The organism is Caballeronia arationis, from assembly GCF_001544975.2.
In the GTDB taxonomy this organism is placed as follows: domain Bacteria; phylum Pseudomonadota; class Gammaproteobacteria; order Burkholderiales; family Burkholderiaceae; genus Caballeronia; species Caballeronia arationis.
Genome location: NZ_FCOG02000044.1, coordinates 24,375 through 44,345 on the forward strand (window position 1 = coordinate 24,375; position 19,971 = coordinate 44,345).

The 19,971-nt window shown below is 60.7% G+C and carries 16 protein-coding genes and 2 pseudogenes; 10 read left to right on the forward strand and 8 right to left on the reverse strand.

Going from position 1 to position 19,971, the window contains the following annotated elements; translation table 11 throughout:
* Positions 1-127: 127 nt before the first annotated feature.
* Complete coding sequence (locus tag AWB81_RS23635) at positions 128-640, reverse strand: RsbRD N-terminal domain-containing protein (protein ID WP_062638979.1); 513 nt, start codon at positions 638-640, stop codon at positions 128-130.
* Positions 641-839: 199 nt separating this feature from the next.
* Here AWB81_RS23635 and AWB81_RS23640 point away from each other — a divergent pair, with 199 nt between their 5' ends.
* A complete protein-coding gene (locus AWB81_RS23640; RefSeq protein ID WP_062638980.1) occupies positions 840-1,067 on the forward strand; it encodes a response regulator in 228 nt (75 codons plus the stop codon).
* A gap of 401 nt (positions 1,068-1,468) precedes the next feature.
* Here the strand turns inward: AWB81_RS23640 and AWB81_RS23645 are convergent, their stop codons facing one another.
* Positions 1,469-2,929: an NCS1 family nucleobase:cation symporter-1 gene (locus AWB81_RS23645; protein WP_200822538.1), complete on the reverse strand. Its 1,461-nt coding sequence runs from the start codon at positions 2,927-2,929 to the stop codon at positions 1,469-1,471.
* Between the two features lie 87 nt (positions 2,930-3,016).
* Complete coding sequence (gene hydA / locus AWB81_RS23650; protein WP_062638982.1) at positions 3,017-4,441, reverse strand: dihydropyrimidinase; 1,425 nt, start codon at positions 4,439-4,441, stop codon at positions 3,017-3,019.
* A 281-nt stretch (positions 4,442-4,722) separates the two neighbouring features.
* Between hydA and AWB81_RS23655 the strand changes: the two genes are divergently transcribed.
* The gene (locus AWB81_RS23655; RefSeq protein WP_087135159.1) at positions 4,723-5,367 is read left to right on the forward strand and encodes a GntR family transcriptional regulator; all 645 of its coding nucleotides are present in this window, start codon (positions 4,723-4,725) and stop codon (positions 5,365-5,367) included.
* Between the two features lie 1,199 nt (positions 5,368-6,566).
* Here AWB81_RS23655 and AWB81_RS23665 read toward each other — a convergent pair.
* Both AWB81_RS23665 and AWB81_RS48325 read right to left on the reverse strand, forming a co-directional pair.
* The gene (locus AWB81_RS23665) at positions 6,567-7,127 is read right to left on the reverse strand and encodes a response regulator (protein ID WP_062638984.1); all 561 of its coding nucleotides are present in this window, start codon (positions 7,125-7,127) and stop codon (positions 6,567-6,569) included.
* A 14-nt stretch (positions 7,128-7,141) separates the two neighbouring features.
* A complete protein-coding gene (locus AWB81_RS48325; RefSeq protein ID WP_268811762.1) occupies positions 7,142-7,267 on the reverse strand; it encodes a hypothetical protein in 126 nt (41 codons plus the stop codon).
* 119 nt (positions 7,268-7,386) lie between these two features.
* Between AWB81_RS48325 and AWB81_RS23670 the strand changes: the two genes are divergently transcribed.
* The gene (locus tag AWB81_RS23670; RefSeq protein ID WP_062638985.1) at positions 7,387-7,605 is read left to right on the forward strand and encodes a CsbD family protein; all 219 of its coding nucleotides are present in this window, start codon (positions 7,387-7,389) and stop codon (positions 7,603-7,605) included.
* A 125-nt stretch (positions 7,606-7,730) separates the two neighbouring features.
* Here AWB81_RS23670 and AWB81_RS45810 read toward each other — a convergent pair whose 3' ends face one another.
* From AWB81_RS45810 to AWB81_RS23680, 3 genes are all read right to left on the reverse strand, one after another.
* Entirely contained in the window at positions 7,731-7,892 is a 162-nt protein-coding gene (locus AWB81_RS45810) for a hypothetical protein (RefSeq protein ID WP_159938930.1), read from the reverse strand.
* 245 nt (positions 7,893-8,137) lie between these two features.
* A complete protein-coding gene (gene cynR, locus AWB81_RS23675) occupies positions 8,138-9,058 on the reverse strand; it encodes a transcriptional regulator CynR (protein ID WP_062638986.1) in 921 nt (306 codons plus the stop codon).
* Positions 9,059-9,645: 587 nt separating this feature from the next.
* Positions 9,646-9,945 (reverse strand): hypothetical protein, encoded by a 300-nt coding sequence (locus AWB81_RS23680; protein WP_144444173.1) that lies wholly within the window; start codon positions 9,943-9,945, stop codon positions 9,646-9,648.
* A gap of 654 nt (positions 9,946-10,599) precedes the next feature.
* Between AWB81_RS23680 and AWB81_RS23685 the strand changes: the two are divergent.
* From AWB81_RS23685 to AWB81_RS23715, 7 genes and pseudogenes are all read left to right on the forward strand, one after another.
* Positions 10,600-11,673, forward strand: a pseudogene (locus AWB81_RS23685) (acetyl-CoA C-acetyltransferase); the annotation flags it as partial.
* Between the two features lie 66 nt (positions 11,674-11,739).
* Positions 11,740-12,479, forward strand: a pseudogene (locus tag AWB81_RS23690) (3-ketoacyl-ACP reductase).
* A 151-nt stretch (positions 12,480-12,630) separates the two neighbouring features.
* Positions 12,631-13,728, forward strand: a complete 1,098-nt coding sequence (locus tag AWB81_RS23695; protein WP_062638989.1) for a tartrate dehydrogenase — start codon at positions 12,631-12,633, stop codon at positions 13,726-13,728.
* 346 nt (positions 13,729-14,074) lie between these two features.
* On the forward strand, positions 14,075-15,343 hold the full coding sequence (locus AWB81_RS23700) for a glycerate kinase type-2 family protein (RefSeq protein WP_062638998.1): 1,269 nt from the start codon (positions 14,075-14,077) through the stop codon (positions 15,341-15,343).
* A 2-nt stretch (positions 15,344-15,345) separates the two neighbouring features.
* Positions 15,346-16,764 (forward strand): pyruvate kinase, encoded by a 1,419-nt coding sequence (gene pyk / locus AWB81_RS23705; RefSeq protein ID WP_062638990.1) that lies wholly within the window; start codon positions 15,346-15,348, stop codon positions 16,762-16,764.
* An 8-nt stretch (positions 16,765-16,772) separates the two neighbouring features.
* Entirely contained in the window at positions 16,773-18,062 is a 1,290-nt protein-coding gene (eno, locus tag AWB81_RS23710; RefSeq protein WP_062638991.1) for a phosphopyruvate hydratase, read from the forward strand.
* Between the two features lie 91 nt (positions 18,063-18,153).
* Positions 18,154-19,458, forward strand: coding sequence for an MFS transporter (locus tag AWB81_RS23715; RefSeq protein ID WP_062638992.1), 1,305 nt, complete (start codon positions 18,154-18,156; stop codon positions 19,456-19,458).
* Positions 19,459-19,971: the final 513 nt, after the last annotated feature.

The window sequence follows — 19,971 nt, forward strand, 5'->3', positions numbered from 1 at the left end:
GTCATCCGCGTCGTCCATGGCCCCACTCAGCTCGGCTGCGAAGGCGCGCGCGGCAGCGACGCGACAAGACGGGCGGCCTGAATGTTGACCGGTAACAAGCCTCCAAGCCGGATGCGCGTGAAGTCCATCAGATCTTGACGATGCGTTGCATCCGGGCGCTGTTGCGCTGAATGTTTGCCGCCACGCGCAGCGCTGGGGCTGGCGAATTCTCGACTCGCAATAAGTATTGGGCCGACGTGGCGATCGCGCCCGGTGGCGTTTTTAAATCATGCGCGAGGATGCCGGCAAACAGTTCGCGCACGCGGGCGAAGCCAGCCGAGTAGCGGGCAATTGACTCGGCTAGCGCCTGATCTACCGCCTCGTCGAACCGCACCAGTTCACTGAGGCGCGCGATCGCGTCCACAGACGGTACAGTCAGCCAGTGCCGGATCACGCTCGCCCGCAGCGCACGAAATTCGGCGACGACGTCATCCAACGAGAATCCTTGGGCGAGGCGATCATCGGCATGATTGCGTGCGATGCCGGTGATGCCCGGCGCATTGTCGGACAGCTGGCCGACGCTTTTCGCATCACGTTGCGCGTCGCTTTGCGCCTGCTGCTTTCCCGAGTGTGATAGAGCGGCAGCTCGGAGGGTGGGCATGGGCGGCGATTAACGGCAGCCCGCCGGGCACGGGCCGTAGCTTCTCTATCAATTGCACGAAGCGTTTCCGAGCGAAGAAGCCGCATTCAGCGACTCCGATAATGTGCTGCAGAAACTGCGCGTTACGCCTGCTGCAGCCCGGATTAACATAGGCAAGGCATAGCCATTGGCGTGACCGGAGAAAGCCCAAAGTACCAACATGGAGCGCGGCCGTTCACCTATTCCGGGACTGTGGAGCGTTCGATCGTTTCAGGGCGTCACTCCGCCCATCGCGGCACTGATCGTCGACGACGATGGTGCTCAGGCAGAGGCGCTCGCTGCTGCACTGGTGCTTGAGGGTTTTCGCACGACGGTCGTCGATGGGGGCTATTCGGCGTTTCAGACGCAAACTACCTTAACGCCCCATATCGTCATTTTGGACATTTAAATGCCGCGTTGCGACGGCTTTGCTGTGGCTGCGGCAGACCCGATTGCCCGCCTGTCGGGTTTGAAGCGTACGCACGACGTCGAACGGCAGCGCATGACGGGTTTTCCGCAGGGCACTGGCGCAACGTTTCGATCCCGCCCGGGCGCGGCCCTTCGTGCCGTCGATCGCCGCACGGCACCCGCGACTCGCGCAACGCAGCGCCGCGGGTTGGCACCGGAATACTCAGGGGTAAGCGACTCCAGCGGGTTGAGCGCCTTGCTCGCGCGCCGAGCATCATCCGACCGTTTGTATCGCCGGCAGCGATATGGATCGGCGGAGTCGGCTGCAACAATGAAGTGGGCGGCGCCGACTGTGCGACGCCCATGATCCGCCAGCATGTCGATCGACTCGCATCAGCCCCTTTAGTTTGCCGTGCTTTCCGCGTCAGTAATGGCCCGTCTGGCCGCGCCGTTCATCGCCAAGAAATAAACCATTCCGCCCGCGACGAAGCCGATCGGCCACGCGAACGCCGCAATCGCGGAAAGCGCGGGCAGCAGCGCGATCACCACCGTCACTGCTGCGGTCGGCACGAACACGGCGAGCGCACGGGTGTTGAGCCCGTTGCGATAGAAGTATTCGCCGCGCTCGTCCGAGCGATAGAGGTCGTTGATGTTGACCACGCCGTGCCGGATCAGGAAATAGTCGGCCGCCATGATCCCAAAGAGCGGACCGAGGAACGCGCCGAGTCCGCCAAGGAAGTAATTCACAACGACGGGATTCGAATACAGGTTCCACGGCATGACTACGAGCGCGAGCACCGCGCTGATGATGCCGCCGCGCCGGAACGTGATCCGCTTCGGCCAGACGTTCGCCAGGTCATACGCCGGTGAGACGAAATTCAGGACCACGTTGACCCCGATCGTCGCCACGATGAACATGAGCGCGCCGACTACCAGCACAAACGTGTTGGGCACTTTTGCGAGGATCAGGGCCGGATCGGTGATGGCCTTGCCGAACACTACCACGGTGCCGATCGTCATCGTGATGCTGATTGCCGCGAAGGCTGCAAAATTGATCGGAATGCCCCAGAAATTGCCGACGATCACCGCGCGCTCTGACTTGGCGAAGCGCGTGAAATCGCAGTAGTTGAGCAACATGGTCGCGTAGGTCGAAACCAGCAGGAACGCGCCCGTCAGCACGCCCTGAAGCGCGTCGCTGCTTGACAAGGGGTGCACTGACAGGCTCATCGGGATATGCCAGTCAGCCATCGCGAAGAGCCATAGGGCCATCACGAGCATCACGATCCAGACGATCGGGCCGGCCCAGTCCTGGAACTTGCGCACCGCCTCCATGCCGCGCGTGATGACGATCAGTTGCATGACCCACAGAAACACGAAGCAGGCCCAGCCGAGATAGGACAGCCCGAGCAGGCTCTGATCCTGCCAGTGCTGCAATCCCGGATTTATGCGCAACAGCAGCACGACCACCGCCGTCGATGCCAGATAGGTTTGAATGCCGTACCAGCAGATCGCAATCACCGCGCGAATCAGCGCCGGCACATTGGCGCCCCAGATGCCGAAGCTGATGCGGGCCATCACGGGAAATGGAATGCCTGTCTGCTGGCCCATGCGTCCGGCCCAGTTCATGCCGAAGAAAAGAATCGCGGTGCCGATCAGAATGGCCGCGAGCACTTGCCATCCGGTCAGTCCAAGCACGAACAGCCCGGCGACGAACGTGTAGGTGCCGATGTTATGAATGGCCGACATCCACACGGCGAAGAAACTGTACGCAGTCCATTTGCGCTCGATGGCGGGCGCCAGGTCTTCGTTGTACAGCCGTCCAGTAGGGTCCAGTTCGGCAAGATGCTGGTGCTGTCTTTCCACGATGACGTCTCCTCTTCATGAACCGGTGTGCGCTGTTCGATCAGCGAAACGACCGGCACTGCTTGTATGGGAACACCACAACGATGATCAGTTGCGCCCGCCGTCGGGCGCGAGCGTGGGCTTGCCGCAGCGTAGAAACCGGCCGAGGCCCGCGCGCGGATGGAACTGTCCGTCCCATACGACTGCGCCTCCGATGAGCGTCAGCGCAGGCCAGGCCTTCAGTGTCTGCCCTTCGTACGGCGTGTAGTCGACGGCATGGTGGAGATCGGCATTGCGCAGCACGAGCTCGCGCTCGTTCCAGATGACGAGATCGGCATCGCTGCCTATCGCGATGCTGCCCTTGCGCGGATGTAGGCCATACGCCTTCGCAGGATTGGTGGCCGTCAATTCGACGAAGCGGTTGAGCGTCATCCGGCCTGCCAGCACGCCTTCAGAATAGAGCAGCGGCATGCGCGTCTCCACGCCGGGTATGCCGTTCGGGATGTGCCGGAATGAGACTTCCTCTCGATCGGGCTTCTTGCCCTCGGGGGCGTCGTAGCGAAACGGCGCGTGGTCCGAGCTGAACAGCGTGAAGAGCCCGTCGTTCAGGCCGTCCCAGATGATTTCCTGATTCGCCTTGTCGCGCGGCGGCGGGCTGCACACGCATTTCGCGCCCTGATAGCTGTCGTCGATGCCAAGATCGGCGGCTGTCAGAAAGAGGTATTGCGGGCACGTCTCGGCATAGACCTTGAGACCATGCGCGCGCGCCCACCGAATCTGCTCGACGGCTTCGCGACCCGAGACGTGCACGATCAGCACGGGCACGTCTACCAGCTCGGCTAGCGATATGGCGCGATGCGTGGCCTCTCGTTCCACGAGCATCGGACGCGAGTGCGCATGAAAGCGCGGCGCGGTGCGGCCAGCGGCCTCGAGGCGCTTCGTCAGCCACTCGATGCAGTCGGCGTTCTCGGCATGCACCATAGCCATCGCGCCGTGTTCGCGAGCTACCGCGAGCACATCCAGTATCTGGCCATCGTCGAGCTTCAGGTCGTCATAGGTCATGTAGATCTTGAAGGAAGTGTAGCCATCGCGGATGAGCGCGGGCAATTCCTCCTTCAGCACGGCGGGCGTCGGATCGCTGACAATCAGATGGAACGCGTAGTCGACATGCGCACGGCCCTCAGCGCGATGATGGTAGTCCGCGACCGCTGCTTTCAGCGATTGGCCCTTCATCTGCGCCGCGAAAGGAATGACCGTGGTCGTCCCGCCGCATGCAGCCGCACGCGTGCCCGTGTCGAAGTCGTCGGCCATGCGCAGCGGCGGCGCCATCGGCTGATCGAAGTGGCAATGCGCATCGACGCCGCCGGGTGTTACGACGCGCCCTGCCGCATCAATTTCGCGCACGCCTTTCGGCAGGTCCACGCCCAGTTGAACGATTCTTCCGCCTGCAACGCCGATGTCTGCGTCGAAGGTGTCGCTAGCCGTCGCGACGCGGGCGCGCCGAACGACCAAGTCCAGTCCCGGAGCTGTCATCTGAAAATTTCCTCTTACGAGATTCAATCGTCAAACACTGCGCAACGTGTAGATTTACATGTCAACATCATAGTCAACAACGATGACGACGTAACTGGTGTTTACATTGATGTCGACAAAACTGACGCGCGCCGCTATCCTGTGGATATGCCTTTGAATAGGAGACCACCGCAGTGTCTGCAATCGACGAGTTCGCTTCGATCCAGCCGAAAACGACCATCGGCCGCAAGCGCAAGGACGTCGCGCCCGTCAGCGCGCCGCGTGAACTGGGCCAGGAAGCGATCTACGAACGCATCTACACAGCAATCCTTGAGCACCGGCTGCACCCCGGCACGAAACTCGCGGAGGAGCGGCTCGCCGAGATTTTCGGCGCGAGCCGTGGGCGTATCCGCGAAGTGCTCGCCCGGCTCGCACATGAGCAGATCGTGGAGCTGATTCCTCAGAAAGGGGCGTACGTTGCGAGGCCGTCGATTCGGCAGGCGCTCGATGTTTTCGAGGCGCGCAGGCTGATCGAGCCCGCCGTCATGCGCCGGCTCGTGGAAAACTTGACTGAGGACAAGCTGACGCGGCTGCGCCGGCATCAGAAGCTTGAAATCGATGCGCGCCATCGCGAAGACAAGCGGGCCGTGATCCGGCTGTCAGGCGAGTTTCATTCGCTGGCCGCGGAGCTCGCGGGTAATTCGGCACTCGCCCGCGCCATGCGCGAGCTTTCCGTGCTGACCTGCCTCATGATCTTTCTCTACGACGCGCCCACGGCAACCTGCTGCCGCGCAGACGAACATTCGCGAATCATTGATGCCATCGCTGAGCGCAATCAAACGCAGGCCGAGCGGCTGATGCTTGAGCATTTGGATCACATTCAAAAGAACATGAAGCTCGACTCCGTCGAGGAGCAGGACGATCTCGAAGAGATCTTCAGGAACTGATCCGCTAACGTCGACGGGTTATGACGGGCGTCCCGCCGAAGCGCTTGTCCGTGCGTGGTCGGCACGCGCTCACGAAGTCGTCAATGGGCGCATAAAGCCGGCGGTGACTGGTTCCGAGCAAAAAATGCCGTTCCATGCTAGATCGGAGCGAGAAGCCCAAATCAGTCACCCCCTGCTAAAAGGCGTGTTCACGATCTTGCCGGTATCCGGATCCATCCAATAAACCTCCATTACGTTCTTTGCGATATCCACACCCACGATCGTATGTGTCGTGATTGGTCGGCATATTGGTTCACGTTCGAGTACCGTGCTTACATTACCGGTACAAGGAACTCTAAGATAAACTGAATTAAGTGAGATATATTATTGAGGACTACAAAATGGTTAGGGCGGTTCTCGCTACCTTGCACGACGCGTTCTTCGACTAGCAGCCCGTTGACCCAGCCTCGCCTTGCTTGAAACTCAGTTCTATCTCGGCAGATTGCCGATGTGAAACGGACGCGGCGAGGTTAATCAACTTGTATGAAGCATACTTCATTGCCAGCTTTTTGGCAGTGGTCGATGAGTTTGACGTTAGTTCGGCGTGCAACAAGCCACGGAATACCCGCGTAGCCCAATATCGAACGTTTCACTCGGTACTCGTATTGATCGGGTCCGACGCGTTTGAAGAGGACGGCGTCCGCCGCGTGCAGCTGCGCATATGTCTCATCGACTAAGCCGGCCACCGCTGCCCGATGCATAGAGAGCGAGCCATCAAAAGGTTGCGCGAATACCCCTGCCCGTCGGGCGCAGACCGGGGAGGCAAGGTGCAAGGGCTGGACGGGCGGAGGGGATCACCCACCCCGAAAGGGGCGGCCGCAAGGCCGTCTTGCAGCTTGCGAAAGATGGGGAGACCGCCTGGCTAGGGCGAAGCCATTTCCCTTGCAGCGCGCCAGGGGCGGAGCCCCATAGGACGTTCATCTAACCGAGTGTCGGACTTTGCGAAAGGGATCGTCACCGAATGGCCGGGACGTCAGGCCCGGCGAGCGAAAGCGAATAGAGCCCGGTCCGGCCGTGGCCGGATTCGCCCAAGGATTTCTCCGTTTTGGTAGGGTGAGCGACCGGCCGCAGTCGATCTCACAAAGGGGCACTCATCGCGGCGCGCGACACGCCAGGATGTAACCGACGTACGAGGACACGATGGGCTTGACCAGTCGGCCCTAAATACCCGCCGCCTGGACAGGCGCCAGGTGATCGATAAGCGCGAGCAAGCATCGCATCGAATTGCCCTTTCGGCAGAACGCATCGATCTGCGCTTCCTTGCCGCGCTCCATCACCTCCGCTTCGGCCAGCGAGCTGTACGCGATAATCGGGGTCGCCGAAAACCGGCCGGAGTCCCGCATGGCCGCGGCGACGGCAAAGCCGTTACAAAGCGGCATTTCGATGTCGAGGATGACGATATGAGGCGTTAACGCCGGAGGTGTTAGGAACGCCGAATAGCCGCCATCGACGACGGCCGGGCGAAAGCCTTCGAATGCGAGCGCAGCAGAGAGCGCCTCCGCGACAGCACGATCGTCATCGACGATCAGCACCGCGATAGGCGGAGTCACGCTCTGGAACGCGCGGCTGCTCCAGAGTCCTGAGACTGGCAAGGAATCGTGCTGCATGTTCGAAAAAGAATGGTTTTCCTTTGGATCAGCAACGGTTGTGCCGTAGCTTTGTCGATTCCTCCGCAGCAGATTGAGTTTGAAATTTTTGCAAAACTTTTCTGGCGTCGCCAAGCGCGGCCTCCTCGCTACGGAAACGCTTCCAGCGATTGGTGCAGAATCTGCGGCGCCGCGCCGTCGGTGCTCGGCACGATGGCCGCCCACACCCAGCCTCCCGTTTGACGCTCAACCCCGATTTCCGGAACATCTGACATCGTTGTTGGCTTCCGTTTTTTACTATAGCCGACTATAAAAGTCCGGCACTGTAGAGTCCGGCACTGTCCTTGCGGTACGTTCAAGACCTGCGATCGGCAGGTGCTTATGGAGAGCCGCCATGAATGAAGACCAGGTCAAAGGACTCGGAGAGAAGGTCAAAGGGAAGATCAACGAAGGCGTCGGAAAGATGACTGACGACCCCGCTCAGGAAGCGAAGGGCGATGCGCAGCAGATCGCCGGCGAAGCCCGCAAGGATCTGGGCGACGCCAAGGAGGATCTGAAGGATGCCGCAGACGATGCAGCCGACCGCGCCGACGACACACGCACGGCACCTTAATTGAAGCAGAAGAATGCCCGCCAGAGTAGGCTCAACGAGCAACGGTCGCGTTCGTGCGGCGCCTCGCACGAACGCGACCGATCGTCGCTGCCGAATTTCATCTGGAGTAAATGACGGGCAACATATTAAGCCCTGCGTCCCTCCAACCGGGCCTTCAATGACTTCGTGCAGTCTGAACGCGCCATCTTCAGGCTGCCGTCGGCCGGCTTACTGACTGTCTGCAGCACGTCCTGCTCGAAGGGATTGAGCTTGATGATGCGTTCCGTCTGCCGGAAGAGTTCTGCCACTTCAAGCAGAACTGCCCGGATATTTGCCGGCGTGGCAGGTTAACTGATTCATCAAGACCGTCCAGCCGCCTCGAATTCCAGTGAAACCATCGAAGCTGGCTCGGGTCCAGCTTGCTTGCGCTTTGCGATGACGCCCCTGGATGGACCGTAGGCCACGGCTTCTGCGTGAAACGGTTTGCCGGGATTGAATGAGCGTGGTCGCTTATCGTCCATTCGAGCAATTACGGCAACTTGCGCCGGGACATTCAGCTTTTCGCCGCGAAGGTCTCCAGCCCCGAGAGCTCGCCCTCGCTCAACATCTCCCGCAACAGCGCGCAGAACGCAGTCGATGCCACCGTCCGATACGCATGCCTGCGCCGCAGCAGCGCGACCGTGCGGATCGGGAACGCCGGATCGAGCGGCACATACGACAGGTCGCGATGCTCGTGTTCCATTGCGCCGGGCAGGATCGTCGCGATTTCGCCGCGCCGGACGATCTTCAGCACCGCGCTGATTGAATTGGCCTGTAGCGAAATCTTCGGCTTGATGCGATACGCGCGGAAATAGTCGTCCACGTAGCCGCGCGAAACGAAGTTGCTCGTGAGGAGCGCGAGGGCGATGTCCGCAAGCTGACTTGCCACCACTGCGCCCGGCACGCGCGTCAGCGGATGCGTGCCTCCCGCGACGAGCGTCAGCCGCTCGGCGAAAAGCGGCTCGATCTCGACGTCGTCGGAGCGCAGGTCGGAGAAGCCGATCGCGAGATCGATCTGATCTTCGCTCAGCGCCGTCTCGATGGCTTCCAGCGACATCTCCGTCATCTCGATGCTGATCGCGGGATGCAGCGTGCGGAACTGTCCGACGAGCGGCCCTACGAGATACTCGGTGAACGTCGGCGTGACGGCGACGCGCACATGTCCGCGTGAAAGATCGCGCACGTCATGCAGTGCCCTTCGGCCCGCTTCGAGATCGAGCAAGGCTCGTCGTGCATGTTCGATGTACGCGACCCCGAAGTCGGTCAGACGGACGACGCGACCGCTGCGATCGAAGAGCTGGCCGCCGAGGTCGCTTTCGAGCTGGCGGATTTGTTGTGAGAGAGCGGGTTGAGAGACGCGCAGGGTCTCGGCTGCCCGCGTGAAATTGCCTTGCTCGGCGACCGCAATCAGGTAGCGGATGTGACGAAGTAGCACGTTCGTTTCTTCTCCACAAGCTTTTCTTGCCGCGATCCGAGTCCAGTCTGGGACCGGCTAATCGCTCTCGACATTATCGAAACTAGGCCAGGGGTTTAACAGGTCGCTTTGTAAGGCGCTCCGCCGGATCTCGTGTGTAAGCGGTCGGCAACCCGCCTTGACGATTGGACTAACTGACGGCCAGAGCCGGCTGGCGTCAGCGCGCGCGGATATACCATTTGCCGGCAGCCTGACGGCGTGCAGCGAGGCGTCACGCTGCGCCCTAGCAGCGGCCAGTACCGCCGGGCGCTGCGAACGCTGATACCATCGGTCAGCAGCGGCGCATCAGGCTTAATCATTACTCGCGCGATTCGTTCAAGATAGGGCTGGTTCGCTTGAACCGCGGCACCGACACGGCCCAAGTTCCACTAGGCGACCGGTTCGCTGATCCGGAGGCCGCCAACCGCGTCGACGACAGCCCATCCTCGGCGGCGGAATTGACGCGGGGCAAAAGAAGGCCCGCCGAAGCGGGCTGAACGATTGAGACAGCGTTCTTGCGACCCCTCGCAAGAACGCAATCTCAGTGTAGTTGTTGATCGTATTCGATTTCAAGACGAAGCGAAATTCGCATCCCAGAAACCCCGCCCGTCCAACCGCGCGTCGATGACTTCGTGCAGCCGAAACAGCGCCATCTTCAAATTGCCGTCGTCTGTTAGCTTCTCGACCGTCTGTATTACTTCCTGCTCGAACGGATCGGGTTCGATCATATGTTCCGTCTGCTGAATAAGCGCTTTCACTTCCATATAGAACTGATCGGGGTATCGACCGACGTGGCGGTTGATCTGATTCATCAGCACCGTCCAACGGTCGGCGAGCTGGTTCAATGTTTCCGGGTAGAGTGATTTCACAAGGTCGCCTTCGCGCAAAAACGTCGTGGGCATCTCATGACTAGTGTCCGATGTGGACAGAAGCCCGCCGGAGCACGCAACGACGCACATGGACCACTCGCACCTTAGCAATCTCCATGCCGTAAATTACGGTCCGGTTATCGGCGGGCCAGTCAGGAGCACGCTTGTAAACACAGCAAGACTTTGCGCGGTGTCATCCAGAACTTTCATTCTCGATCTCGACCCCGATCCAACCTGTCGTGGCGCATGAGGACGGAGGCAGCGCAGCTCGCAAGGTCCTGCTCAATGAAATCCGCCTCACGAGCTTCATTCAGGACCAGTGGAAGGGAAGGGATATCACGTGGTCATCCCGGTGACGCGTCAGCAGGGGACCGACGAGGAACGCGAAGCGGCAGTGGGCGTCGGCGGGTACGCGCGTCGCACTCTTTGGGGAGATTCTCACGCTGTTCGACCCAGCAACTCGCTGTCGTTCCTCTCGTCGGATTTTCGAGCGCGCATGAGCGGTTAGGAAAAGTTTTGGAGCGAAGCCATGCGCGCAGGCAAAAATCGGCACCGCTCGGGCGACCGCCGGTTTGCCGGTAAGAAAAGCCCGCGCAATGCACGCGATGTTAGAGATGATGGAGTAGTGCGTGAGGTGGAGTGATTGTTGTCGACACGCTGGAACGCGCGAACCTCAAACCGGAGCAGATCAGCGAAGTGATCCTCGGACAGGTGCTGACGGCCGGCTCCGGCCAGAACCCGGCGCGCCAGTCGGTCATCAAGGCGGGCCTGCCCGCATCGGTGCCCAGCATGACGATCAACAAGGTCTGCGGCTCGGGCCTGAAGGCCGTGATGCTGGCGGCGAACGCGATCATCGCGGGCGATGCCGACATCGTGATCGCCGGCGGCCAGGAAAACATGAGCGCGGCGCCGCACGTGCTGCCGGGCTCGCGCGACGGCTTCCGCATGGGCGACGCGAAGCTGATCGACTCGATGATCGTCGACGGCCTGTGGGACGCGTTCAACTCGATCCACATGGGCGTGACGGCGGAGAACGTCGCGAAGGAATTCGGCATCTCGCGCGAGGACCAGGACAAGTTCGCGGCGCTCTCGCAGAACAAGGCCGAGGCCGCGCAGAAGTCGGGCCGCTTCAACGATGAAATCATCCCGATCGACATCCCGCAGCGCAAGGGCGAGCCGCTCAAGTTCGCGACCGACGAGTTCGTGCGCCACGGCGTGACGGCCGAATCGCTCGCGGGCCTGAGGCCGGCGTTCTCGAAGGAAGGCACGGTGACGGCGGCAAATGCGTCGGGCCTCAACGACGGCGCAGCGGCCGTGATCGTGATGTCGGCGAAGAAGGCCGAGGCGCTCGGCCTCACGCCGATCGCGCGCATCAAGGCGTACGCGAACGCGGGCGTCGATCCGAAGATCATGGGCATGGGCCCGGTGCCGGCATCGAAGCGCTGTCTGGAACGCGCGGGCTGGTCGCCGGCCGACCTCGACCTGATGGAAATCAACGAAGCGTTCGCGGCGCAGGCGCTCGCGGTCCACAAGCAGATGGGCTGGGATACGTCGAAGGTCAACGTCAATGGCGGCGCGATCGCGATCGGTCACCCGATCGGCGCATCCGGCTGCCGCATTCTCGTCACGCTCCTGCACGAAATTCAGAAGCGCGACGCGAAGAAGGGCTTGGCGTCGCTGTGCATCGGCGGCGGCATGGGGGTGGCGCTGGCAGTCGAGCGCCCATAGGTAGGACGAGAGAGTCGTGCAGCAGCAGAAGCCAATCACCGGCTTCGGCATTTTATGGAGGCAGACATGACAAAACGTATAGCGTAGTGACAGGCGGCATGGGTGGCATTGGCACGAGCATCAGCCAGCGTCTACATAACGATGGCTATACGGTCGTCGCGGGCTGCGGCCCGAACTCTCCGCGCCGCGTGAAGTGGCTGGAGGAGCAGAAGGCGAACGGCTACGACTTCATCGCGTCGGAAGGCAACGTCGGCGACCGGGAGTCGACCAAGAACGCGTTCGACAAGGTCAAGGCCGAAGTCGGCGAAGTCGATATTCTCGTGAATAACGCCGGCATCACGCGCGACGTCGTATTCCGCAAGATGACGCACGAAGACTGGACGGCCGTCATCGACACCAACCTGACGAGCCTCTTCAACGTGACGAAGCAGGTGGTCGACGGGATGGTCGAGCGCGGCTTCGGGCGGATCATCAATATTTCGTCGGTGAACGGCCAGAAAGGGCAGTTCGGCCAGACGAATTGTTCGACCGCGAAGGCCGGCATCCACGGCTTCACGATGGCTCTCGCGCAGGAAGTGGCGACCAAGGGCGTGACCGTCAACACCGTGTCGCCGGGCTATATCGGCACGGACATGGTGAAGGCGATCCGTCCGGAAGTGCTCGAGAAGATCGTTGCGACGATTCCGGTGCGTCGCCTCGGCCGTCCTGAAGAAATCGGCTCGATCGTATCGTGGCTGGCATCTGAAGAGTCGGGATTCTCAACCGGCGCGGATTTCTCGCTGAACGGCGGTCTTCATATGGGATAAGTATGTTGAATCGAGAAAAACAGACAGCCCGTCATTTATTTTCGTGCCAGTACTTGTGAGTTCAAGTTAAAGATGCTTTGAATCTCAACCCGGTTTTAAGGGTGGATGCTCTGTAAAGTTCACTCACACAACCTATTTTAAGGACGGAGACATGAAGACCTATCGCATTGCAACGATTCCCGGTGATGGCATTGGCAAGGAAGTGGTACCGGCCGGCCGTCAAGTTCTTGAAGCGCTCGCTAACAAGAACAAGACTTTCGCCTTTGAATTTGAGGACTTCGATTGGGGCGCTGACTACTACCGTAAAAACGGGGTGATGATGCCCGAGGACGGTCTTGACGCCTTGCGCGACAAAGACGCCATTCTGTTCGGATCGGCGGGCGACCCCGATGTCCCGGATCACATCACGCTGTGGGGCTTGCGTCTGAAGATTTGCCAAGGCCTTGATCAGTACGCCAACGTGCGGCCGACGCGGATCCTGCCGGGCATCGACGCGCCACTTAAGCGTTGCACCCCCGAGGATCTAAACTGGGTCATCGTGCGTGAGAACTCTGAAGGCGAATATTCCGGTGTGGGCGGTCGAGTCCACCAAGGCCACCCGATTGAAGCCGCAACGGACGTGTCAATTCTCACCCGCGCAGGGGTCGAGCGGATCATGCGCTTCGCGTTCAAGCTCGCGCAATCGCGTCCGCGCAAGCTGCTCACGGTGATCACGAAGAGCAATGCGCAACGTCACGCCATGGTGATGTGGGATGAAATCGCACTTGAAATCTCCAAGGAATTCCCCGACGTAAAGTGGGACAAGGAGTTGGTCGATGCATCGACCGCCCGCATGATCAATCGGCCGGCAACGCTTGACACGATCGTCGCTACCAACCTGCACGCCGACATTCTCAGCGATCTGGCTGCGGCACTCGCTGGCAGCCTGGGCATCGCGCCGACTGCGAACATTGATCCGGAGCGTCGCTATCCGTCGATGTTCGAGCCGATCCACGGCTCCGCATTCGACATCATGGGCAAAGGCCTCGCTAATCCGGTTGGCACTTTCTGGTCGGTCGTGATGCTGTTGGAACACCTTGGAGAAGCCGAAGCGGCCAAGCGTGTGATGCAAGCAATCGAAGCGGTTACCGGCGACCCGTCTTTGCACACCGGCGATCTCGGTGGCAACGCGACGACCGTACAAGTGACCGCAGCGGTGTGCGCGCTGCTCGACAAGGCCGAGGTACCGGCAGCTAAGGCTACCACTTAAGGCCGATAGCCGGCTCTGATCTTTCGCACCGCAAACCTGCCGGTCGGCAGGCTGCGGGGCGGAGTGCGGTGATTCTAAGGCCCTTCTTAACTAGGCGCCTCGTCGCTAGTTTCAGTTGACACAACCGCTATCTAGACAAAGCCGCAATGGTGCGTGGCGGATGAAGCTCGTCCCTACGAATCAGGCACAAAGCAGGAGACACGATGTTCGCCTCGACCCATCTTCCGCCTTTCATGTTTCTCGTCGCCAATGTAGCCAGCGCGCGGGACGACAAATGAAAGACTCGACCCCTGCTTCGCCGTCGTCCAATGTCAGCGCAAGTGGCGAACTCGACGCCGACCGCTTGATGAAAAGGATGTTCAATGCGGCAATCGCGATTGCACAGCCTTCATTGCGGGTACCCGATTTTCTCCCCGCCCCTCCGCGCGGGCGACTCATTGTAATCGGCGCCGGCAAAGCCTCGGCGGCAATGGCCAAAGCGGTCGAAGATCACTGGGAGGGACCGCTGGAAGGAATGGTTGTGACCCGCTACGGCTACGCGGTTCCTTGTGAGCGAATTGAGATCATCGAGGCAGCGCACCCAGTCCCGGATGAAGCCGGGCTTACCGCAGCCAAACGAATGCTTCAACGTGTGTCAGGGCTGACTGCCGAAGATCTGGTCCTATGCCTCATTTCGGGCGGCGGATCGTCGCTGCTGCCGCTGCCGGCCGAAGGCATGACATTGCAAGACAAGCAAGACATCAATCAAGCGCTACTTGCGAGCGGCGCGACGATCTCGGAGATGAACTGTGTGCGCAGACATCTTTCGGCGATCAAGGGTGGTCGGCTCGCAGCGGCTTGTTACCCGGCTCGGGTGGTCAATCTGATCATCTCAGATGTGCCGGCAGACGCTGCAGCCGATATCGCATCGGGACCGACCGTACCTGACCCAACGAGTTGTGCCGACGCGCTGGCCGTATTGAAGAGATACGAGATCAAGGTGTCATCTGCGGTGATCGCGCTGTTGGAAAGCGGCCGCAGCGAAACCGTAAAACCTGATGATCCTAGGTTGCCGCATATCGAAACCCATTTGATTGCGACACCCCAACTCGCGCTCGAAGCAGCGGCGCGCGAGGCGCGAGCGGCCGGAATCGAAGCTCATATTCTTGGCGATTCAATTGAAGGCGAGGCTCGCGATGTAGGGGCGGTCATGGCTGGTATAGCCAAACAGGTACACCGCCGCGGACAGCCTTTCGAGCCACCCTGCATTTTGTTATCTGGCGGCGAAACCACGGTAACCATTCGCGGTAACGGCAGAGGCGGGCGCAATGTCGAGTTCCTGCTGTCCCTCGGCGTTGCGCTAAACGGCGAGTCCGAGGTATTTGCCATCGCGGGTGACACGGACGGCGTCGACGGTCAAGAAGAGATCGCAGGCGCATTGCTCAGACCCGACACTCTGTCGCGTGCCCGAGAACTCGGCATCCGTCCCACCGATCGCCTCGAAAACAACGATGCTCACGGATTTTTCCAGGCGCTGGGCGACTCGGTGGTCACCGGGCCGACGCTCACGAACGTCAACGACTTTCGTGCCATTTTCATTGCCGCTCAAGACGGCGATCTTCCCCGGAGTCACTAAAGATGCGCCGCAATCGAAACGCCAAAATCGTCGCAACCCTCGGTCCTGCCAGCACCAGCCGCGAGACCATCGAAGCCCTGTTCAACGCCGGAGCCGATGTCTTCCGGCTCAATTTCAGCCACGGCACGCACGAGGATCATCAACTTCGGCTCGAGACTATTCGCTCAATCGAGCAGGAAGCCGGGCGTCCAATTGGTGTGCTTCTTGATCTGCAGGGTCCGAAGCTTCGGATCGGAACGTTCAAGGACGGCCCCATCAAGCTTGAGAAGGGCGCAAAGTTTCGCCTCGATCTCGATGCGACGACACCGGGCGACACGAATCGCGTGGCGCTGCCGCATCCGGAGATTTTCGCAGCGCTCAAGCCCGCAACGAACCTCCTGCTCGACGACGGTCGCGTGCAGCTTCACGTCGAACGCTGCGGGGCAGACTTTGCGGAGACATCGGTCGTGGTCGGAGGGCCGCTTTCGGAGCGCAAGGGCGTCAACGTGCCGGACGTCGTCCTGCCGCTCTCCGCGATGACCGACAAGGATCGCCGCGATCTCGAATTCGGCCTGACGCTCGGCATCGACTGGCTGGCGCTGTCGTTCGTGCAGCGCGTGGAGGACATTCGGGAGGTGCGGGAGATCGTCGGGGATCGCATCGGCATCGTCGCGAAACTGGAGAAGCCGGCGGCGATCGGCAGCCTCGATGCGATCGTCGACGAAGCCGACGCCGTGATGGTCGCGCGCGGCGACCTCGGCGTGGAGATGCCCGCCGAGCAGGTGCCGGCGATCCAGAAGCGCATCGTTCGCGCTTGCCGCAAGGCCGGGAAGCCGGTGATCGTCGCCACGCAGATGCTGGAGTCGATGGTCACGGCGCCCGTCCCGACGCGCGCCGAAGCCTCCGACGTGGCCACCGCCATCTACGACGGCGCGGACGCGGTGATGCTGTCGGCGGAATCGGCGAGCGGCAAGTATCCGGTCGAAGCCGTCCGGACGATGGACCTCATCATCGCGCAGACCGAGAGCGATCCCTACTACCGGGAAGTCATCGCCGCCTCGCACGCGGCGCCGCGCGCGAACACGGCGGACGCAATCGGCTACGCGATGCGCCACGTCACCGGCCTGCTCAACGCCGTCGCGACGGTCGCCTACACGAGCTCCGGCTATTCGGCTCTGCGCATGGCGCGCGAGCGGCCGGCCGCGCCGATCATCGGCATGACGCCCCGGCAAGCCACGGCCCGGCGCCTGGCGCTGGCCTGGGGCGTCCACCCGGTCCTCTGCGACGAAGTGATCGATCTGCTCGAAGTCAGCGAACTGGCATGCGCCACCGTCCGCGATGAAGGGTTCGGCGAGACGGGACAGACCGTCGTCATTTCCGCGGGCATGCCGTTCGGCACGCCCGGTACCACCAACTTGCTGCGCATCGCGCAAATTCAGTGAGGGACGACATGACACGGATTCAGGAGGTCAAGGGCTTCGAGCTGCTCGATTCCCGAGGCAATCCGACCGTCGCGGCACAGGTCACGCTCGACGATGGTTCGAAAGGGTTCGCTGTTGCGCCGTCCGGCGCATCGACCGGCGCGCGCGAGGCGCTGGAAATGCGCGACGGCGACAAGACGCGTTATGGCGGCAAGGGCGTGCGGCGGGCGGTGAGCCACGTCGATGGCGAACTGCGTCAGGCGTTGCTCGGCTTCGACGCTGCCGATCAGCCAGGCATCGATCGCCGCATGATTGATCTCGACGGCACGCCGACGAAGGCGCGCTTAGGCGCCAACGCGATCCTCGCGGTCTCGTTGGCCGCGGCTAAGGCGGCTGCGGCGTCCGCCGGCGTGCCGTTGTACCGGTACGTCGCGACGACACCGAACGCTCGCTTGCCCTTGCCGATGATGAACATCATCAATGGTGGTGCTCATGCTGACAATAATGTCGACCTTCAGGAATTCATGATCCTGCCTTTCGGCGCTCCAAACTTCTCGGAAGCATTGCGCTGGGGCGTCGAGGTGTTTCATGCGCTTAAGGGCGTGCTGAAGAGCCGGGGCCTGTCGACATCGGTGGGGGACGAAGGTGGCTTCGCGCCCGATCTATCGTCGAACGAGGCCGCGCTCGACACGATCATGCTCGCAATCGAAACTGCCGGTTTCGCGCCCGGCAAGGACATCGGCCTTGGTCTGGACACCGCGAGTTCTGAGTTTTTCCACGACGGCAAATACCTGCTGGCGTCGGAAAACAGGAGTTTTGATTCGCAGGGTTTCGTGGACTACCTGGCGAAGCTTGCCGAGGGCTATCCGATCGTTTCGATCGAGGACGGCATGTCGGAGGGCGACTGGGAGGGCTGGAAGCTCCTGACGGATCGTCTTGGTAGCCGCGTGCAGCTCGTCGGCGACGACCTGTTCGTGACCAACACAGAGATCCTGAAGGAAGGAATCGAAAAAAAGGTGGCGAACTCGATCCTGATCAAGCCGAATCAAATCGGTACGCTGACTGAGACGCTCGCTGCCATCGCAATGGCGGATCGAGCCGGCTATTCGTCGGTGATCTCGCACCGCTCGGGCGAGACGGAGGACACGACGATTGCGGACCTCAGCATCCTTACTGCTGCGACCCAAATCAAGACCGGTTCGCTTTGTCGTTCCGACCGCGTAGCCAAGTACAACCGGTTGCTGTTGATCGAGGCCGAGCTCGGTGCCGAGGCGTCTTTCTGCGGGGCAAAGGCGATTGCTCCAGTCCTGAGGACGTAACACGTAAAGCCGCGCCGTGAATTGGCGCATCCAACAAATAAAAGGCCGCACAGACGGCTGTTATCAATCATTAGTCAAACGGAGACATTCCATGGATACCGATCTCGAAAAGCGGACTTTGCGCAAGATTAGCTGGCGCATCGTGCCGTTCATCATGCTGCTGTACTTCATCGCCTACATCGACCGAGTCAACATCGGCTTCGCTTCGTTAACGATGCGAACGGATTTGGGGTTCACCGCCTCGATCCTCGGTTTCGGTGCGGGCATCTTTTTTTGGGGATACTTCCTGTTCGAAGTGCCTTCCAACATCGCGCTACACAAGGTAGGAGCACGATTGTGGATAGCTCGGGTGATGATCACCTGGGGCATCATCTCCGCGTGCATGGCCTTCGTTACGGGGACGACAAGCTTCTACATCGTCCGGTTCCTCCTCGGCGCCGCCGAGGCGGGTTTCTTCCCGGGCATCATCTTGTACCTTAGCTATTGGTTTCCTGCACGTCATCGCGCAGGGGTGGTCGCATTTTTCATGGCCGCGGCTCCGATATCAACTGCGCTCGGGTCGCCCCTCTCGGCCGCCTTACTCGAAATGGAAGGCGTTATGGGATTGCACGGCTGGCAATGGATGTTCATTCTCGAAGCAATTCCGGCGCTGATTTTGGGTGTCGTCGTCTTCTTCTACATGACGGACAGACCTGAAAAGGCGAAATGGCTTAAGGACGACGAGCGCGCCTGGCTGGTCGGTGTAATGAACGAGGAAAATGCAAGGAAAAGCTCAAGCGGCGCAAAGCACGGAATTATCAGCGGCCTGGCCAATCCTCGTGTGCTGGCATTGTCTCTGATCTACTTCGGTACTTCAGCTGGCTTGTATACGCTCGGGATATGGGCGCCCCAGATCATCAAGCAACTGGGAGTCTCGTCGATGACGGTCGGCTTGCTCAATGCGATTCCTCCCACTGTGTCCGTGGTAGCAATGGTCTTATGGTCCCGCCACTCTGACCGGACTAACGAACGCACTTGGCACGTTGTGATCGCGTGCGTGGCGGCGGCAATCGGGCTTGCGGTTGCAGCGGTTTCGAACAGTGTTGTGGGTTTGATTGCTTCCCTGACGCTGGTCAATATTGGAATCAGCTGCGCGAAGCCTCCCCTGTGGACCATGCCGACAATGTTCCTCTCCGGTGCTGCAGCAGCAACGGGTATCGCTACGATCAATTCAATTGGCAATCTCGGCGGCTTTGCCGGCCCTGTGATGATTGGGTGGATCAAGGACAAGACCGGCAGCTATGCTGGTGGGCTGTATTTTGTTGCCGGCCTGCTTGTGATGTCCGCTGTGGTAACGCTGCTGCTCGCTCGCTCGCAGAAGTCGCCAGTCACGCCTGGTAGTGCGGCCGTGCATTGAAAGTAAATGTGTGTCATAAGATGGACAAGGAACCAAGGCGGCTTCAAAAGCGATGTGCAACATCTATCTCTTATAAGGTGTCGCAATGTCGGGACAAAACTGCTACCAGCAGCTTCGGCCTGAGGAACGCCTCGTCATAGCAAGCCTCGCTGCAGGACTTCGAGTATCAGGGCCGCGGCCCTGGTACTCGACACTCGCCAACCACGAGAAGTCGCGAATTGGCGCGAGATAGCCCTGTACTGGCTATGCTTCGGTGTCGGCTGTCGCGCTGAGAAACTTCGCGACGGCGTGGGCCGCCACCCCGCTAAGCAGGTCCACCTAAACCCGCCGGTACTAGCGGCGTGCACCGTAGGACCGGTTCGGGTAACTGGGACATCGGGTCGATGCGGTCCGGCTCGCTATCCGTAGACCCGATTAAATCTGTCACTCTTGCGTCAATAATTTTGTCAACTCGCCGTGGGAACCCATGCCCGTGCCCGCTCAGCCTTGCGAGACAAGGGTTTCCCGGAGCGA